23 protein-coding genes are annotated in these 15,758 nt (G+C 70.4%); 14 read left to right on the top strand and 9 right to left on the bottom strand.

What is annotated here, in order from left to right; translation table 11 throughout:
- Window positions 1-38: 38 nt before the first annotated feature.
- Complete coding sequence (locus VHU88_15645; GenBank protein HEX3613121.1) at window positions 39-599, top strand: hypothetical protein; 561 nt, start codon at window positions 39-41, stop codon at window positions 597-599.
- 39 nt (window positions 600-638) lie between these two features.
- Here the strand turns inward: VHU88_15645 and VHU88_15640 are convergent, their stop codons facing one another.
- Complete coding sequence (locus VHU88_15640) at window positions 639-1,088, bottom strand: nitroreductase/quinone reductase family protein (protein ID HEX3613120.1); 450 nt, start codon at window positions 1,086-1,088, stop codon at window positions 639-641.
- Window positions 1,089-1,258: 170 nt separating this feature from the next.
- Here VHU88_15640 and VHU88_15635 point away from each other — a divergent pair, with 170 nt between their 5' ends.
- The 3 genes from VHU88_15635 (at window position 1,259) to VHU88_15625 (ending at window position 2,673) form a co-directional block, all read left to right on the top strand.
- Window positions 1,259-1,543 carry a hypothetical protein gene (locus VHU88_15635; GenBank protein ID HEX3613119.1) on the top strand — a complete coding sequence of 95 codons (285 nt, stop codon included), beginning with the start codon at window positions 1,259-1,261 and terminating at the stop codon, window positions 1,541-1,543.
- A 328-nt stretch (window positions 1,544-1,871) separates the two neighbouring features.
- A complete protein-coding gene (locus tag VHU88_15630) occupies window positions 1,872-2,075 on the top strand; it encodes a cold-shock protein (GenBank protein ID HEX3613118.1) in 204 nt (67 codons plus the stop codon).
- A 142-nt stretch (window positions 2,076-2,217) separates the two neighbouring features.
- A complete protein-coding gene (locus tag VHU88_15625; protein ID HEX3613117.1) occupies window positions 2,218-2,673 on the top strand; it encodes a group II truncated hemoglobin in 456 nt (151 codons plus the stop codon).
- A 42-nt stretch (window positions 2,674-2,715) separates the two neighbouring features.
- On the opposite strand, the gene VHU88_15620 is transcribed toward VHU88_15625, so the two are convergent.
- Window positions 2,716-3,207, bottom strand: a complete 492-nt coding sequence (locus VHU88_15620) for a CinA family protein (GenBank protein ID HEX3613116.1) — start codon at window positions 3,205-3,207, stop codon at window positions 2,716-2,718.
- A 137-nt stretch (window positions 3,208-3,344) separates the two neighbouring features.
- Between VHU88_15620 and VHU88_15615 the strand changes: the two genes are divergently transcribed.
- On the top strand, window positions 3,345-3,665 hold the full coding sequence (locus tag VHU88_15615) for a hypothetical protein (protein ID HEX3613115.1): 321 nt from the start codon (window positions 3,345-3,347) through the stop codon (window positions 3,663-3,665).
- On the opposite strand, the gene VHU88_15610 is transcribed toward VHU88_15615, so the two are convergent.
- Both VHU88_15610 and VHU88_15605 read right to left on the bottom strand, forming a co-directional pair.
- The gene (locus VHU88_15610; GenBank protein HEX3613114.1) at window positions 3,576-4,805 is read right to left on the bottom strand and encodes a YbfB/YjiJ family MFS transporter; all 1,230 of its coding nucleotides are present in this window, start codon (window positions 4,803-4,805) and stop codon (window positions 3,576-3,578) included. The genes VHU88_15615 and VHU88_15610 overlap by 90 nt on opposite strands.
- Before the next feature lie 82 nt (window positions 4,806-4,887).
- Window positions 4,888-5,325, bottom strand: a complete 438-nt coding sequence (locus VHU88_15605; GenBank protein HEX3613113.1) for a hypothetical protein — start codon at window positions 5,323-5,325, stop codon at window positions 4,888-4,890.
- A 140-nt stretch (window positions 5,326-5,465) separates the two neighbouring features.
- Between VHU88_15605 and VHU88_15600 the strand changes: the two genes are divergently transcribed.
- Window positions 5,466-5,939, top strand: a complete 474-nt coding sequence (locus tag VHU88_15600; protein HEX3613112.1) for a hypothetical protein — start codon at window positions 5,466-5,468, stop codon at window positions 5,937-5,939.
- Between the two features lie 118 nt (window positions 5,940-6,057).
- On the top strand, window positions 6,058-6,411 hold the full coding sequence (locus tag VHU88_15595; GenBank protein ID HEX3613111.1) for a hypothetical protein: 354 nt from the start codon (window positions 6,058-6,060) through the stop codon (window positions 6,409-6,411).
- A gap of 35 nt (window positions 6,412-6,446) precedes the next feature.
- Here the strand turns inward: VHU88_15595 and VHU88_15590 are convergent, their stop codons facing one another.
- Window positions 6,447-7,895, bottom strand: a complete 1,449-nt coding sequence (locus VHU88_15590) for a DHA2 family efflux MFS transporter permease subunit (protein ID HEX3613110.1) — start codon at window positions 7,893-7,895, stop codon at window positions 6,447-6,449.
- A gap of 226 nt (window positions 7,896-8,121) precedes the next feature.
- On the opposite strand from VHU88_15590, the gene VHU88_15585 reads away from it, so the two are divergent.
- The 3 genes from VHU88_15585 (at window position 8,122) to VHU88_15575 (ending at window position 9,580) form a co-directional block, all read left to right on the top strand.
- Entirely contained in the window at window positions 8,122-8,421 is a 300-nt protein-coding gene (locus VHU88_15585; protein ID HEX3613109.1) for a hypothetical protein, read from the top strand.
- 320 nt (window positions 8,422-8,741) lie between these two features.
- Window positions 8,742-9,023, top strand: a complete 282-nt coding sequence (locus VHU88_15580) for a hypothetical protein (protein ID HEX3613108.1) — start codon at window positions 8,742-8,744, stop codon at window positions 9,021-9,023.
- Window positions 9,024-9,169: 146 nt separating this feature from the next.
- Window positions 9,170-9,580 (top strand): DUF302 domain-containing protein, encoded by a 411-nt coding sequence (locus VHU88_15575; protein HEX3613107.1) that lies wholly within the window; start codon window positions 9,170-9,172, stop codon window positions 9,578-9,580.
- 27 nt (window positions 9,581-9,607) lie between these two features.
- On the opposite strand, the gene VHU88_15570 is transcribed toward VHU88_15575, so the two are convergent.
- Window positions 9,608-9,994 (bottom strand): hypothetical protein, encoded by a 387-nt coding sequence (locus tag VHU88_15570; GenBank protein ID HEX3613106.1) that lies wholly within the window; start codon window positions 9,992-9,994, stop codon window positions 9,608-9,610.
- Between the two features lie 170 nt (window positions 9,995-10,164).
- On the opposite strand from VHU88_15570, the gene VHU88_15565 reads away from it, so the two are divergent.
- The 4 genes from VHU88_15565 (at window position 10,165) to VHU88_15550 (ending at window position 13,636) form a co-directional block, all read left to right on the top strand.
- Window positions 10,165-11,424, top strand: coding sequence for a phosphodiester glycosidase family protein (locus VHU88_15565; protein ID HEX3613105.1), 1,260 nt, complete (start codon window positions 10,165-10,167; stop codon window positions 11,422-11,424).
- 84 nt (window positions 11,425-11,508) lie between these two features.
- Window positions 11,509-12,135: a GNAT family N-acetyltransferase gene (locus tag VHU88_15560; GenBank protein ID HEX3613104.1), complete on the top strand. Its 627-nt coding sequence runs from the start codon at window positions 11,509-11,511 to the stop codon at window positions 12,133-12,135.
- Window positions 12,136-12,166: 31 nt separating this feature from the next.
- The gene (locus tag VHU88_15555) at window positions 12,167-12,856 is read left to right on the top strand and encodes a hypothetical protein (protein ID HEX3613103.1); all 690 of its coding nucleotides are present in this window, start codon (window positions 12,167-12,169) and stop codon (window positions 12,854-12,856) included.
- A 114-nt stretch (window positions 12,857-12,970) separates the two neighbouring features.
- Entirely contained in the window at window positions 12,971-13,636 is a 666-nt protein-coding gene (locus tag VHU88_15550; GenBank protein HEX3613102.1) for a Crp/Fnr family transcriptional regulator, read from the top strand.
- Between the two features lie 12 nt (window positions 13,637-13,648).
- On the opposite strand, the gene VHU88_15545 is transcribed toward VHU88_15550, so the two are convergent.
- From VHU88_15545 to VHU88_15535, 3 genes are read right to left on the bottom strand one after another with little or no spacing between them, the layout of a single operon-like run.
- Window positions 13,649-14,065, bottom strand: coding sequence for a DUF3037 domain-containing protein (locus VHU88_15545; protein ID HEX3613101.1), 417 nt, complete (start codon window positions 14,063-14,065; stop codon window positions 13,649-13,651).
- The gene (locus tag VHU88_15540) at window positions 14,062-14,892 is read right to left on the bottom strand and encodes a HipA family kinase (protein HEX3613100.1); all 831 of its coding nucleotides are present in this window, start codon (window positions 14,890-14,892) and stop codon (window positions 14,062-14,064) included. The genes VHU88_15545 and VHU88_15540 overlap by 4 nt, the downstream gene beginning before the upstream one ends.
- Window positions 14,893-14,945: 53 nt before the next feature.
- Entirely contained in the window at window positions 14,946-15,734 is a 789-nt protein-coding gene (locus VHU88_15535; protein HEX3613099.1) for a methyltransferase domain-containing protein, read from the bottom strand.
- Window positions 15,735-15,758 lie beyond the last annotated feature (24 nt).

Here is a 15,758-nt window from a genome sequence, read left to right as displayed (position 1 = left end):
CGGGAGATGAGGGGTGGGCGTTGCGCAGGCTCCAGTTCATGCCGAGCAGCAGGCCCGGTCGGGTAGCCGTGGTCGCCTGCCTCGCCGGCCTGGTCGCGCTGCTTGCGGGCCTGCTCGCTCGCGGCGGCGACGCGCCCGACGTCGCCGGCAAGCCACTGCGGACCTTCACGGCCCCGGGTCTGCGCATCGGCCTGCCGTGCACCCCGAAGAAGATCAGCCAGACGGTGAACACACCGAAGGGTCCGCTGACCTTGGACGACTACGTCTGCGCCGGCGGGACGGACGGCTACAGCCTCAGCACCACCACCACACCCGCGCTGGCGGGCAGGACGATCGACCCGAACGCGACCGCGAGCGGTGCCGCGGCAAACCTCGCCGGCACGGCCCACGACGTGCGGGCCACCATCTACCAGGGGCATCAGGCAGTCGACTTCCGCGTCCCCGACGCGACGTCGGACTCCGTGAAGGTCACGGTGTTCGCCAGAGCCGTCTACGTCGGCTCGGCCGTGTACTTCCTCGAGTACCTCAAGAAGGGCAACAACATTCCCGTCCCGCCGGCCGCATACCTGGACTTCCTGAATTCGCTCCGGTTCGACTGACCCGACCGACCAGCCGCCGGCCAATATCCTGAGGACGCGTCAGTTGTTGTCGAACTCGCACACCACGACGGGGATGTCGCGGTCCGTGAAAGTCTGGTACTGCGCGTAGCCCCGGTAGACCTGCACGATCCGCGGCCACAGTTCGGCCTTCTCCTGCGGGTCGGCCGTGCGCGCCCTGGCCTTCCTTGTGCTGCCGGCGATCGTTATCTCGACCGCGGGTTGCGCCGCCAGGTTCAGGTACCAGTCCGGATGCCGGTCGTGGCCGCCCTTGGAGGCCACCACCACGACCCGGCCGGGTTCGGCGATCGGCGCGGTAAGCATCGTCGAGTGGCGCTTGCCCGATCGCCGGCCGGTCGTGTGCAGTTCGAGGGTCTGCATGCGGCCCAGTCGTTTCGGGAACCGCCCACCGGTCGCTGCCAGCAATGTCCGGTGGCCGTGTTCCAGGACCCAGGCCCCGACCTCGGCCACCTTGTTGTTCCGCAAGAACATGTCGCAGCCTCCCGGTCATTCCATCTGGGCCGATCCTCGCACCTCGCCCACCGCCGGACGGTTCACCCGGCAGGCCGAATCCGAACCGCTTCCCGACGTGTTCAATGAAAGCGCCCGTGGGCTCGGAGCAGGAAGCACCGACCGTCCCGGCACGAACGTCAGGAGGACTCATGCACACCCGACTTGCACGGCGGTTGTCGGTGGTGGCGGTGCTGATCGCCGGGCCCACCCTTGCCGGCGCCTGCGCCGGCGCGGCCCAGGCCGCGACCGCCTCCGCCACGATGGGCACCTGGCAAGGGCATCACCACTGGCACGAGAACTGCAACAACGATCCGGACTCCGAGATGGCCATGGACCCGTACGTCTGCCCGCCGAGCCACAACTGGGGTGACCACTACGAGGAGCACGCCTACCCGGGCGACTACTACGGCTACGGATACGGCCCGCGCTACTGAACCCGAAGGATCCGTGCCTGCGGTCACCTGCTGGATCCCCCTGACGCACGCCAGGCAGCTGCCGGCGGCGCCCCGTCACCCCTGACGGGTGAACCGCGCTCGTGCCTAAGTCCGCGACATCACCGGGCGCGGGTGGGTCGGTGCCATCCGGCCGCCGGCGTGCTAGCCTCTTCGGCAGGTTGCAGCCCAGTAGTTCCTCGTACTCTGTTTTCGCAGACGCCCGCGGACAACGCCCGCCGGGCGTCTCCGTGTCTCCGGGCCCCCGAGGATGAAGTTGCGACCGAGGTCGCGTGGGCGGCCGCCGACAGGTACGAAAGGCATGACGAGCATGGCAACTGGCATCGTGAAGTGGTTCAACGCCGAGAAGGGCTTCGGGTTCATCGCGCAGGACGGCGGCGGTCCGGACGTGTTCGTCCACTACTCCGCCATCGACTCCAGCGGCTACCGGTCCCTCGAGGACAACCAGAAGGTCGAGTTCGACATCACCCAGGGCCAGAAGGGCCCGCAGGCCGAGCACGTTCGGCCCGTCTGACCCTCGCCCGGACGCGCCTGTCGCGCCCCACGCCGCGGTTCACCGAGGCAGTCTCAAGCCGACCGGCCCGACTCCTGCACTGGCGGGCCGGTCGGTTTCATGCCCTGCGGGCGTCCTCGGGGTTCTGGAAAAATCCGATGGCATGACCACCGTCTACGAGGCCGCCGGCGGCGCTGAAGGCATGCACCGACTGGCTGCGGCCTGGCATGCCCGGGTCCTGGCCGACGATGTCGTCGAGCACGCGTTCAGCCACGGCTACCACCCGCAGCACACGGAGCGGTTGGCTGCCTACTGGACCGAGGCCCTCGGCGGGCCGCCCGCCTACAGCACCGCCCACGGCGACGAAACCGCAGTCGTGCGCATGCACAGTGGCAACGGCCCCCACGAGGAGATGAACACCCGCGCGAGCGCCTGCTTCGATCAGGCGCTCGTCGACACCGGCCTGGCCGAGGACGACCGACTGCGCACCGTGCTGCACGAGTACTTCACCTGGGCGACCACGACCACGATGTACCGGTACCACCGCAGCGCGCACGAGGTGCCGACCGGTCTGCGCATCCCCCGCTGGTCCTGGGAAGGCCTGGTCGCCGAGGCCTGACGGCCCCCCGCGGGGAGTGCGCCAACTGCTGATGCCGTCGGATCAGGACAAGTTCTCCAACAGCAGAGCGAGGCCGGCCGCGGCGAACAACTCCATGTTGCGTTCGCGGTCGGCCGACCCGGTCAGCAGATTCCGGGCTTCGGTTCGGCCGTCCGGGCCGTGGACGGCGACCCAGGCGTGGCCGGCCGGGTCGCCGTACGGGTTCCCGGCCGGCCCGGACGCGCCGGTCTCGCTGATGCCCCAGTCCGCGTCCAGTTTCGCGGCGGCCGAGTCCGCCAGCCAACGGGCGAAGGGCTCGCTGGCTCCCCGGGTGCCGGCATCCGGCGGCCGCGCACCGGCCAGCAGTTCGTTCGCCCCCTCGACGGTGTAGATCACCAAGCCGCCCCGGTAGTAAGCCGAGGCCCCGGCGACCGTGAGCAACGCGGCCGAGATCAGTCCACCGGCCGCGGATTCCGCGACCGCGAGCGTCTGGCCGCGGGACTTCAACCGCGCCGCGATCGCCGCGGCCGGCTCTGTCAACTCGGCAGGCAACATGTAATTCCCGATGGGCTGTACCGGTTGATAGAGCTAGGTCGACTACCGGATCATCCGAACGTACACGCAACCCGAAGCGGGTAGGACGCGTATATCAGCGACAAGTCTGAAAACTGGCTGCAGGATCGGGGACCGGGATGATCGTCGGACGTCGCTCGCCGGTCGAGCCGGATGTGCTGCATGCGCTGAAAGCCGTCGGTGGCCTCTGGCCGGCCGAAGTCCGCGGCCTGCCGTACGCCCGGGTGCTGCTGGACGTGCTTGGGCTGATCGGCGGCATCGTCGGAACCATCGCGCTCGCGGCCGCGGTGCCGAGCACCGCCGGGGACCGCACCTCGTTGGTCATCGTCCTGATCTTCACGGCTCTGGTGTCAGTTCTCGGGGTGGTCGATCTGGTCGCACTCCTGCGGCCGCGTCGGCCGCAACCCGCTCCCGCGCAACGCCTGTACGTCGTCCGCTGAGGACGGTCCGCCCTGCGGGTGCTGGGTCGGCAGGGCGGCTGCCGCGAGCGCCGAGGCTGCGACGACGGCTGCGCTGAGCGCGAGGGCCGGGCGGTAGCCGCCGTGCAGCAGCGGTGCCACGGTCACCGGACCCAGGATCTGCCCGACGCTGTAACCGGTCGTCAGGAACGCGACCGCGCCCGTCGTGCCCAGGTGGTTCCCGATCGCCAGTGTCGTCACGACGATCCCGAGGAAGGTCCCCCCGTACAGGGCCGCGGAGATCAGGGCCGCCGGGGCGCCGTCGAACAGCACCGGCAGCAGGACCGCGACCACCTGCAGCGCCAGCGCCGCCACCAGCAACGACGGCCGCGACCAGCGCCGAGCCAGCCCCGCCCACAGCACGGCCGAGGGAATAGCCGCGATCCCCACGACCACCCACGCGCCGGTGCCCACCCAAGCCGCTGCGTGCTGGTCGACCGCGGCCACCAGGAACGTGCCGGCGACGATGTACCCGAACCCCTCCAGCGAGTAACTCGTGACCAGGACGGCGAAACCACGCCCCGGCCGCCCCGCAGCGTCGGGCGAAGCCGCAGGCGCGGGCGCACCGGGCATCGGCAGCGTCCACGCCAGGGCTGCGCCGAGGAGGACGAGGACCGCGGAGCACCACCACGCCTCTTGCCAGTTGCCGTTCTCCCGCAGAACCAGCAGGAGCACCCCGGACAGAGCGATTCCTGCCCCCACCCCGCCGAACCCCCAGCCGACCAGGTGGTGCCGGTGCTCGCGCAGGCCCGCCAGCAACGCGCCGGCGGCGCTGATGAACACCAGCCCGCTGGTCACCCCGGCCACGCACCGCAACTCCGCCCAGACCGGCACGCTGGTCGAGGTCGGCATGAGTGCCAGCGACCCCGCCAGCACCAGCATCGAGGCCCGGAAGGCCGCCACGGATCGGGTCAGCCGCGGCACCAGGATCATGATCACCGCACCGACGAGGTAGCCGACGTAGTTCGCCGTCGCCAGGTCCGCACCGGCCTGCCGGGACAGGCCCGCCTGCTCGTGCATCAACGGCAGGATCGGGGTGTACACGAACCTGCCCACGCCCATCGCCGCAGCCAACGCCGCCCACCCCTGCCCGACCAGCACCCACGGCCGGCCGGTTCTCACCCTCGACCCCCGTTCCGGCACGGCTACCTGGGCCAGGCCGCGCACTGCGACCTCGTCGAGCAAACTGACGTAGCGTCAGGAATCAGTAGGGCCGGGCAAAGCACGAGATCCGGTCGTGCATCCCGATGCCCGGGCGGAAGACGCCGACCTGCGCGGAGCGCCGGCCGATCCAGCCCAGCCAGCCGAGGGAAGCCACCATTGCCAGGAACAGTCCCATTCCCGGGGACACGCCGAACAGGCCGCCGAAACCCGAGGATGTCCGTTCGACGCGGATGAAGTCGTGCCCGACGCAGTAGACCGCGATCACCGCGCAGACCAGGTCCGTGACGCGCGCCCACACGGTCGCCGGAGCCGTGGTGAGCACCAGGCCGATCACGCCGAGGGCCAACGCGGCCTTGCCGTTCTCCGTCGACGTCCCGGAGACGCCGATCGGGCCGGCGGTGAACCAGGTGAACGTCGGCGCGATGAAGAGAACGGCCAGCAGGATGCGCTTGACATTGAGCGGCGTGAACGTCTCCACGAAACCGATCCTCGATGACAACGGGGCGCTGGGCAAGTGACGGCGCCCCGCAGGAGCCGCTCGAGCCACGAATTGTCGGCACCCGCCGGCAGGATTCGCCCTGTGGAGTGCCTGACCGACCCGACCGCCGTGGGCGACGGATGACGAGCAGTGCACCCGTCCGGGTGCGGGAGCGCATGTTCTGGTGCCGAGCGGACGCGCTGGCCGTCTGGGTGGCCCACGTCGTGGAGGAGATCCGCGGCGTCGGCGCCGCGCCGGAGTGGCTGCAGGCCCTTGAGCAGGACTGGTCCGTCGCGGCCGGATTCCCCGACTTCGGCCTGCACTGGGATCCGGAGAGCAACCACGACCTGACCGTCATGGCAGGTGTCTGCAGCGCAGCCTTGCTGCGGGCCAGCGCCGCCGGCGACCTCACCGCGGAACGGCTGTGCCGCTGGGAGATCCTCGACGGCATGACCGTGGCGGGAGGCAACGACGGTCACCCGGTCGAGGTGGACCGGGTCCTCGAGGTCGGCGCGGCGTTCCGAGGTCTGGTCGACGGAACCTTCCCCGCGGACCCACCCGAGCGGCACTGGTTCCTCGGCACGGGCGAAGGACCGCAGCCCACCGACCGGTGAGAAATGCACACGACTCCTGGCCGTGTGTCCCGCTCGAGCTGACCGTTCGACCGATGTGCGAACAGTTGCGGAGGTTGTTCAGTCGAATGGAACCGAACATTCGTCCTCCGGAGTACCGATGGCCAAGCTCACCGCTCACTTCTCGCCGTTGGAGAACGAGACTCTGCTGGCGACCGTCGAGGTCGGCGACGTCCGTTTTCGCACAGACGCGGGGAAAGCCAGACAGACCGCTTACGACGGCACGGCCTACTTGTTCGTCACCGACCAGCGGGTGTTGATCCGTGGCAAGACCGGACTGTTCAAGGTGCGCGAGAAGACGATCCCGGTCGGTTCGATCACCCAGGTCGGTGAGTACAAGGCCGGTGTCGACCAGCGCGTGCTCATCTACCACGTCCACGGCCGGGTCCAACTGCTCGTCCACGGCAGTCAGGAAGCGCTGATCGCCTCGGTGCGACAGGCGATGTTCGTCTGACCGTCCGGCGTTGTGAACGCCTAATTCTTCGGCCTCTAATTCTTCGGTGTCGACAGCGGACTTCGCGCAGGTTCGCGGCGCAGCCCCAGAACAAACATCGGCGTGGCGACCGCGGCGACGGCCGCCGCGATCACGAGCGCCACCCGGTAGGCGTGGGTGAGCTGCGCACTGCCGTGCGCGGCGGCCAACCCGGACACGACCGGGACAACAGCCAGGCCGGTGAGGCTCGCCGTCCGTGCGATGCCGTTGTTCAGACCCGATGCCACTCCGGCGCGCTCGGCACCGGCGGCCGCCATCACACCTGCGGTGAGCGGCGCGACGAACGTCGTCAGGCCCAGACCCAGCAGGATTGCACCCGGCGCCACGTCGGTGCTCCAGGTCGGGTGGGTGCCGACCCGAGTCAGTAGCAGCAGCCCACCGGCCGCCGCCAACGGGCCCAATGCCAGCTGCCACCGGAGTCCGACCTGTTCGGCCAGCGAGCCGGAACGCCCCGAGAACAACAGCATCAGCACGGTCACCGGCAGCAGTGCCAGGCCTGCCCGCAGCGCGCTCCACCCGGCGGCGGCCTGCAGTTGGTAGGCGACGAGGAAGAACGTCAGGCCTATCGAGGTGTACAGGAAGAACGTGCCGATGTTGAGCACCGTGAAATCACGGTCGGCGAACATCGCCGGCGGGACCAGTGGGTCGCCGGCCCGTCGCACATGCCGCACGAACGCCGCGCTCGCGGCCAGCCCGACGCCGGCCGCCGACAGCACCCCTCCATCGAGCCACCCGCGCGGTCCTGCCTCGGTCAGCGCCCACGTCGCCGTGGCCAGTGCGACGACGGCCCAGCCGGTCCCCCGCAGATCGACCGGTCGACCGCCCTGCTGGTCCCGGGTCTCCGGGATCGCCGCGTGGGCACCCACCACGACGAAGCCGGCCACCGGGATGTTCAGCAGGAAAGCCCAGCGCCAGCCCGGCCCGTCCACGATCAGCCCGCCGAGCAGCGGACCCAGGGCTCCGGCCACCCCACTGAGCCCGGACCACGCTCCGACCGCCGTGGCCCGATCGGCGGGACGGAAAATGGACTGGATGATCGCCAGGCTGCCCGGCGTCAACAACGCGCCACCGATGCCCTGCAGGACCCGGGCCGTGATCAGCCAACCCACGGAGGGAGCAAGCCCGCACAGTGCCGAGGCTCCCGCGAACGCGATGGCACCCACCACGAACACCCGGCGACGACCGAACCGATCGCCCAGCGCGCCGCCCAGCAGGATCAACGAGGCCAGGGCGAGCAGGTATCCGGTGAGCACCCACTGCAGCGCGCTGACGTCGGCGTGCAGGTCCTGACCGATGTGCGGGACGGCAACGTTGACGACGGTGGCGTCAAGGGACGCCATGCCACTGGCAGCGACCGTGGCCGCCAGCGCGAGACGGCCGCGCGCCGAGTGCAGCACGAGCCCGGCCGCTGCGTCACCGAAAGCTGCCGCCGGGCGCGAGCACATGCGCTGAGACTGTCACAGCAGGGGGCCGATCGTTCGCGCGTGGCGGCCTGTTCGCCGCAGGCCGACCGAGTTGACGAATCGTCAGATGTGCAGACGTCGGCCACGACCACCGCACTCCGAACAGGGTAGAACCGACCGTTCGCGGGTATTGACTATCGGTGACTGGCCTTTCACAAGAGGTCGGACCGATGCCGACCGACCTCGGCGGGAGCTTTCAGGAGGAATCATGTCGACCCGAATTGCACAGCGGATGTTGACGGCGGCCTTGCTGGTCGCCGGTGCCACTGCGGTGGGCACCGGAGCAGCCCATGCAGGCGTGGCGAACCTTTCGGCCGACGGGGCGTCTTCGAGCGCCGGGTACGCACCTGCGTACCACCATCACCACTGGGCCCCGAACTGCAACAACGACCCGGACTCCGAATACGCGATGGACCGCGACGTCTGCCCGCCCAGCCACAACGCCGGCGACCACTACGCGGAAGAGGGCTACCCGGGCGACTACGGGTACGGCTACCCCGGTTACTGAGACCGCGGAAACAACCGGACAAAGCGTGTAACGCTGCCGGCGAATTGCACGATGTCAAGGTGTGTCCACCAGTAATTCTGCGCGCGGCAGCATAAGGCAGTCGTGCACGATCAGCAGACCCGCAATTCCCTGACACAGCTGGGATCCCGCCCCTGCAATCGCCGGATCCCGTTACCCCGCATTGCGTGGGGCAAACCTTGCTCGGCTCGCGAATTCCCCGAATTCGCGGACGGGCCGACGACTGCCTGGACTGCCCGGCCGATGCTGCGAATGTGGCCGGGCGATCTCGGCGCACCGATGACGCTGAAGGAGCACAAATGATGAGAAACCACCGGATCCTGGCGGCCGCGGCCACCCTGGCCTTCGGAACCCTGCTGAGCGGTACGGCGCACGCCGCGGGCCCCATCGACACCCCCTGCTCGGTCCCGGGCGCGCCCGCCGTTCCCAGCGCCCCGCCGGTTCCGAAGGCACCCGGCGCACCTTCGGTACCGAGCGCCCCGAGTGTGCCCAAGCCCAAGACACCCAAGGTGCCCAAGGCTCCGGATGCCCCCGGCGTGCCGTCCGCACCCGGAGCGGGTGGAAAGAGTTGCCCCACCGGGTGATCCAACTCGCGGGCACCGGGTCGGCGACGCATCGGTCGCCGACCCGGCTACCGGCGGTCGCGCCTAAGCGCCACGACGTCCCCTCGAGATGATCCGCGACAGCGTGCGAAGCTGACGGCCCGTCACTCGAGCCACGTGGAGCTGTCATGACTGACTCGCCGGGCGTCATCCAGGGCGCCGAAGGGATCGACACCACCGTCTCGGCGGGCACGGTGGCGCAGACGCTCGACCGCTTGCTGGCCCTGTTGGCGGTGAAGGGCCTGAAGGTCTTCGCCGTGATCGATCACAGCGGCGAGGCCGCCGCGGTCGGTCTGACACTGCGCGACACGAAGGTCGTCGTGTTCGGGAGTCCCAAGGCCGGGACGCCGGTCATGGCCGCGGCGCCGTTGAGCGCGCTCGACCTGCCGCTGCGGGTGCTGATCCTCGACGACGCCGGGACCACCGTGCTGGCCTGGACCAGACCGACGGCCCTGGGCGCCCGGCACCATCTGGCACCGGAACTCGTCGAACGCATTGCAGGCATCGAGGATCTGGTCCGCGCGGTCGCGGCAGGCTGATCTGCCTGGCACGTCGAGCGGTCGCGGTCAGTCGCCGTCGCCGCTGCGGCCCGCGCGGACCAGGGCAGCCGTCGGCAGCACCGTCGCCAGGAGCACACCGAACACGAGTGCTTTGCTCGCGATCCCCAGCCCGTCCAGCAGGAGCGCGGCGAGTACTACCACCGCCGACGGGATCACCACCAACAGCACCGGCACGTTCTTGACCCGACGCGACACGCGCACTCCCGACCCGCCCTGCTCCATGCCGACCATGCCCCCAACGATTCCCCGCCCCACGGATTCCCCGCCCGCAACGAGCATCCCAGCGATCCGGCTCGGCACGCCAAGCACCAGGCCCGACGGCGGCCCTGCGGAGCCGTCGCGGGCACCGGCGCGCGAGCCCGACCCCCGGCCGACCAGGCAGTTGACCGACACCGGACGATCATCGGAACTGACGCATTGTCAGAATGGAGACGGTCCGCCCCGGCGTGTCGAGCGTTTGTGTCGCACCCGCACGGGCGCCCACGAGGCGCTGAACGACGCGCCACCGGCAATTTCCGACCTGCCTGCACCGGCGGAGGCTCGCCGACCGGCAAGATGTTTTCATGATCATCAGGTGCGTTGCGGCCCTTCTCGCCTGCGGGGGCCTGTCCACTGCCGCGGTCGCGGCGGACCACTCCGACGCACAGCGGGAGCTGATCGCCCTGGGCGTTGAGTACCAGGCGTTCGACGTGCCCACTTCGCACGGGGTCGCGCACGTCCACGTCGTGACCGTCGACCTGCGGCAGCCCGGGGTACGAGCCGGCCTGCTGTACCCGGGGGCGGTCAGCGCCCGGCAACCGGTCGCCCAGATGGCCGACGCACAGGACGCCGTGGCCGCGATCAACGGCGACTTCTTCGACATCAGCGACGACCAGCACCCCGGCGTCCCGGCAACTGGGTCCGCCTCCGGACCGGCGATGATGGACGGGATCGCGCTGAAGGCCGCGGTCCCCCCGGGCCAGCGGTACGGCTGGACGCCGCCGCCGGGCGACACCGCGGAGGTGATCGGTGTCGGCGTCGACGGCCGGGCCCGGACCGCTGCGCTGACCCTGCACGGTCACATCCGCACTCCCCTGGGCACACTGCCGGTGGCCGGCCTGAACCAGTACGCGTTGCCGCAGAACTCGATCGGCGTGTTCACCCCGCAGTGGGGCACGGCTTCCCGGGCGCGAGCGGCCTGCGGGCACGACGACGACCGGTCCGGGCCATGCACCCACAACACCCGGGAAGTGACCGTCCACAACGGCCTGGTCGCGGAAGTTTCGGACACCCTCATGGCCAGTTCGATCCCATCCGGGACCCTCGATCTGGTGGGCCGGGGAGCGGGCGCCGACCGGTTGCGCAAGCTGCGGGTCGGCACGCCGGTGGCGGTCGCCTACTGGCTGGCCTCGACCAGTCGGGTGCCGTTCACGTTCGCCGTGGGCGCACACCGACTGCTGCGCGACCACCGACCGCTGCCCGGCCTCGACGCGGACCAGGCCGAACCCCGCAGTGCGGTCGGGATCGCCGACGACGGACGCGTGCTGCGCCTGGTCTCCACGGACGGTCGCGAGGAGGACTCCACCGGCCTCACCCCGCAGGAACTCGCCGAGGTCCTCGAACGCCTGCATTGCGACCAAGGCGTCTACCTGGACGGCGGTGGCTCCGCCACGCTGGTCGCCCGGGATCCCGCCACCGGCCACGACACCGTCCGCAACAGCGTGGAGGACGGCCACCAACGGTCGGTTCCCAACGGGATCGCGATCTATGCCGTGCCGTTCCGTTCACCCGACCTGCCGCTGCTGCCGCCGTTGCCCCCGATCCTGGATTCGACGACCCGCTGACGTTCCGCCGGAACCGGGTCTCTCACCCGGGATGCTGCCCCGCGCGTCGGTTGTTGTGCCCGACGACGAGTGAGGGAGGCGACCGTGGTCATTCAGATGCGGTCGGACGAGAACGGCGACTGCGTCGAGGCCCTTACCGCGCCGTGCGCGGAGTTCGAACTGGAGGACGGCAGGAGCCTGTGGGTCCGCCCGGTCCGGCCCGACGACAAGGCCCGGATCCGGGAGGGTTTCGGTCGGATGTCGCCGCGCAATCGCCACCTGCGGTTCTTCTCCGGGATCCCCGAACTCACGACCCAGATGCTGATCGCGATGACCGAGGTCGACGGCGTCGACCGCTTCGCCTGGATCGCGCTGACCCGGGAGGACGAGCACGACGTCCTGGTCGGCGTCGCACGCTACGTGCGCCTGGACGACCCGCTGGTCGCCGAGGTCGCGCTGACCGTCGTGGACCCCTACCAGGGCCACGGGATCGGCCGTCTGCTGCTCGACGCACTGGTGCTCGAGGCCCTGCGGGCAGGCGTCACCCGCTTCGAGGGCCAGGTGCTCACCGACAACCTCACCATGCGCGCCGTGCTCACCGACGTGGGTGCCCGGATGCGCTTCGACGAACCGGCCACCCTGCATCTGGAGATCGACCTGCCGGCGCGGGAGCAGACGCTGCGCACAACTCCGATGTACGCCCGGCTGCGGCGGATCACGGCCGACCCGTAATCTGCGACCGACAAGACGGGAGTGCATCGAGTTGCAACCGGCGCAGATCTACACCGCGGTCACGGTCCGGCTGCTCGACCTCGCCCCCAGACTGACCCCGGAACAGCGGGCGATCGTCCCGGCGCCGACGCCGGACTGGACGGTGGTCGACACCTATCGACACCTGGTCGGGGCGACTGCCGACACCCTCCTGGGGCGGGTCGAAGGCCGCGGCAGCCCGGAGTGGACGGACGCGCAGTTGAAGGCGCGCGCCACTCTTCGGCTGCACGAGATCTGCGCCGAGTGGTCCGGGCTGCTGCCGCCGATGGCCGCGCTCCTCGCGGCCGACCCGGGGCTGTTCCGGCTCGAGCTCGGCTACTGGACGCACGAGCAGGACATCCGCGCGGCCGTCGGGCTGCCCGTGCTGCGCGAGGATCCGCACCTGGTCGCGATGACCGCGGCCCTGCTGAGCTCTCGTGTCGAGCCCTACGAGCAGGCCGGGGTGCCCGCGCTGCGGTTGGTCGCGACCGACGCCCCCGTGGACGTCGTGCTCGGCGCCGGCGGGCCCGCGCTGACGCTGCGGGCCGAGGCCTTCGAGTTGCTGCGCACCGTCACCTCCCGACGCAGCCTGCGGCAGTGTCTGGCGGCACAGTGGTCCGGTGGCGACGATGCCGTGCGCACGGCGGCGCTGGAGGCGCTCGCGCTGTTCCCGCTGCCGACCGAGGACGTCCGGGAAGCCTGACCATGTGCCGACTGACCGGTGATGTGGTGTGACGTACGCCACTCGCGGAGTTACAGTGTGTCAGTCCGGTGGCGCCCGCCTCCGTGGCGCGCAGGAGGGCCCGTGACCGATTACATGGTCAGGAAGGCACCGCTGTTCTCGGGGCTCGACGACGAGGCGGCCGCCGACCTCGAGGAGTCGATGCGCCGGGTGGACCTCAAACGCGGCCAGGTGTTGTTCCACGAAGGCGACCAGAGCGATCGGATGTATGTGATCGCCGAGGGGAAGATCAAGATCGGTCGGGCGGCCCCCGACGGACGATCTACCCTGCTGAAACTGCTCGGTCCCGGCGAGGAGTTCGGCGAGCTGTCGTTGTTCGACCCCGACTGTCGCTCCGGCACGGCCACCGCCGTCACCGAGGCCCGACTGTACGCGTTGAGCAACCACGACCTGCGGCCCTGGCTGGAAAGTCGCCCGGAGGTGGCGCTGGCGTTGTTGCGCCAGCTCTCGCACCGGATGCGCCAGAGCCGGGAGGTCGTCGCCGACCTGGTCTTCTCCGACGTCCCCGCCCGCGTGGCCAAGACCCTGCTGGAGCTCTCGACCCGCTTCGGGACCCCCAAGGACGAGGGCGTCCACGTCTGGCACGACCTCACCCAGGAGGAGTTGGCGCAACTCGTCGGCGCATCCCGGGAGACCGTGAACAAGGCGCTGGCCGACTTCGGCAACCGCGGCTGGCTGCGCCTCGAACCCCGCGCGGTGGTGTTGCTCGACATCGACCGTCTCAAGCAGCGCTCCCACTGACCTGACGAGACGTCAGCTGTCTTTCCGGGCCGGCTTTTGCGCTTCCACGGCCAGGACCAGCAACGCCATCAGCCGGTCGGCTTCGGAGTCCGGATCGCCGGTCAGCCCGGTGTGCACCGGCCCGGGTTGCACGACGGTGCTGCGCGGCGCGGTCAGCCACCGGAAGCGGCGCAGCAGGTCCTCCTCGCCGGCCGGTCCCTCCCCGGCGCAGATGCGCGCCGCCGCCGCCAACCCGCGCAGCACCGCTTCCGGGTCGGCAAACGGGTCGAGGGCCCGCAGTCGGTCCACGTCCAGATGCACCCGGGCCCCGAGGTAGTCCAATCCCTTGCAGTACAGCAGAAGTCCCGCGTTCATCCGCTCCCCACGTTCCACCCGCGGCACCACCTGCAGGGCGGCGTACTCGAACACGTGCCGCCGCGGCGCGTTCACGGCCTGCCCCGCTTCAGCCAGGCCGGGCGGGCCCGGGCGGCCTCGGTCGTGGTGTCCGGGACCGGCGCCCGGGCCGCCCAGGCGGCCAACGGGGGCAACCATTCGGCCTGTGCCGCCAGCCGTGCCTTCAGCCGGGCGACGTACGCCTCCCGCACCGCTTGCGGGGAGTCGAAGCCGGGCTCGTCGGACAGCCACTCGTCGGGGACGTCGGCGACCGCGCCGCTCAGCGCGTCGTCGGTGACCAGCGGAGCCAGCGCCGCCGCGGCCGCCGGCACGTCGGGCCCGAAGCGGATCAGTGCGTGCTGCTCCGCGTCGTAGGGCCGGGCGATCGAGGCCTGCGACCGGTTCCAGTCATGGTGGAAGACCAATGCGGCGCCGTGGTCGATCAGCACCAGCCGCCCGTGCCAGTGCAGCATGTTCGGGTTGCGCCAGGACCGGTCGACGTTCTGCGTCAGGGCGTCGAACCACAGCACCCGCCCGGACAACGTCGGGTCGCCCTCGAACACGGCCGGGTCGAAGTCCAGGGAGCCGGGCAGGAAGTCGATGCCCAGGTTGTGGCCCGCGCTACGGCGCAGCAGGTCCTGGACCTCCTCGTCGGGCTCCGCGGGAGCCAGCAACGGGTCCAGGTCGACGATCGCGAGGTCGGGCACCGGCAGCCCCAGTGCCCGGGCGAGGCGGGCGCAGATCACCTCGGCGATCAGCGCCTTGCGGCCCTGCCCGGCCCCACGGAACTTCACGACGTAGATGCCCAGGTCGTCGGTCTCCATCAGCCCGGGCAGCGAACCGCCCTCCCGCAACGGCGTGATGTATCGGGTGGCCGTCAGCACGGGAAGCACGGTGCGCAAGCGTAGTGCCTGGGCAGTTCGTTCCTGACGTGCCGTCAGACCCGAGCCACGACGAACAACCGCCGGAAGGGCATCGGGGTTGCTCCGGCACGGTCTGCCGGGTAGGCCTCGCGCAACATTGCGCGGTAGGTCTCGAGGAACTCCTGCGCGGCGGCCGGATCGGCCTCCAACGCCGTCAGCACCGGTCGCAGGCCGGTACCGCTCATCCACGCCAGCACCGGGTCCGGGCCGGTCAACCGATGTAGGTAGGTGGTCGTCCAAGCCTCCACGTCGGCGCCGGCCGCCAGCAAGCTGTCCGCGTAGACCGGCAACGAGTGCACCCGGTCGCTGCGCCGCTCAACCCGCCCGTCGAGCAGGCCGCTCCACGGGGCCGTCGCGCACAATCGCGCGAGGAGCAGGTGGGCCGGCTCGTCGAAGTTGTCCGGGACGCTGAAGGCCAGGCGCCCGCCCGGGGCCAGGGCCTGGACCCACCCGCCGAACAACTCCAGATGCCCCGGAACCCACTGCAGCAAGGCGTTGGAGAACAGCACGTCCACCGAGGTCCCGCTGCGCCAGGAAGCGGCGTCGCCGAGTTCATAGCGCGGCTCACCGGACCCGGGCGGCGCCGGTTCGCGCAGCGCGGCCTCGACCATCCGCGCCGAGGAGTCGACGCCGAGCACGCCGGCCTGCGGCCAACGCCGGCACAGCAGCCGGGTGGACGTGCCGGTACCGCACCCCAGGTCGACCACCCGGGTCGGTGCCACGACGTCCACCCGGGACAGCAGATCCTGAACCGGACGGGTGCGCTCGGACTCGAACTGCAGATAGACCTGCGGATCCCACACGGCTGCCTCCGCGACGAAGGTATC

Source organism: Sporichthyaceae bacterium, from assembly GCA_036269075.1.
GTDB lineage: Bacteria > Actinomycetota > Actinomycetes > Sporichthyales > Sporichthyaceae > DASQPJ01.
Note: the sequence above shows the minus strand (reverse complement) of the source record. Positions and strands in the feature narration are given on the sequence as shown.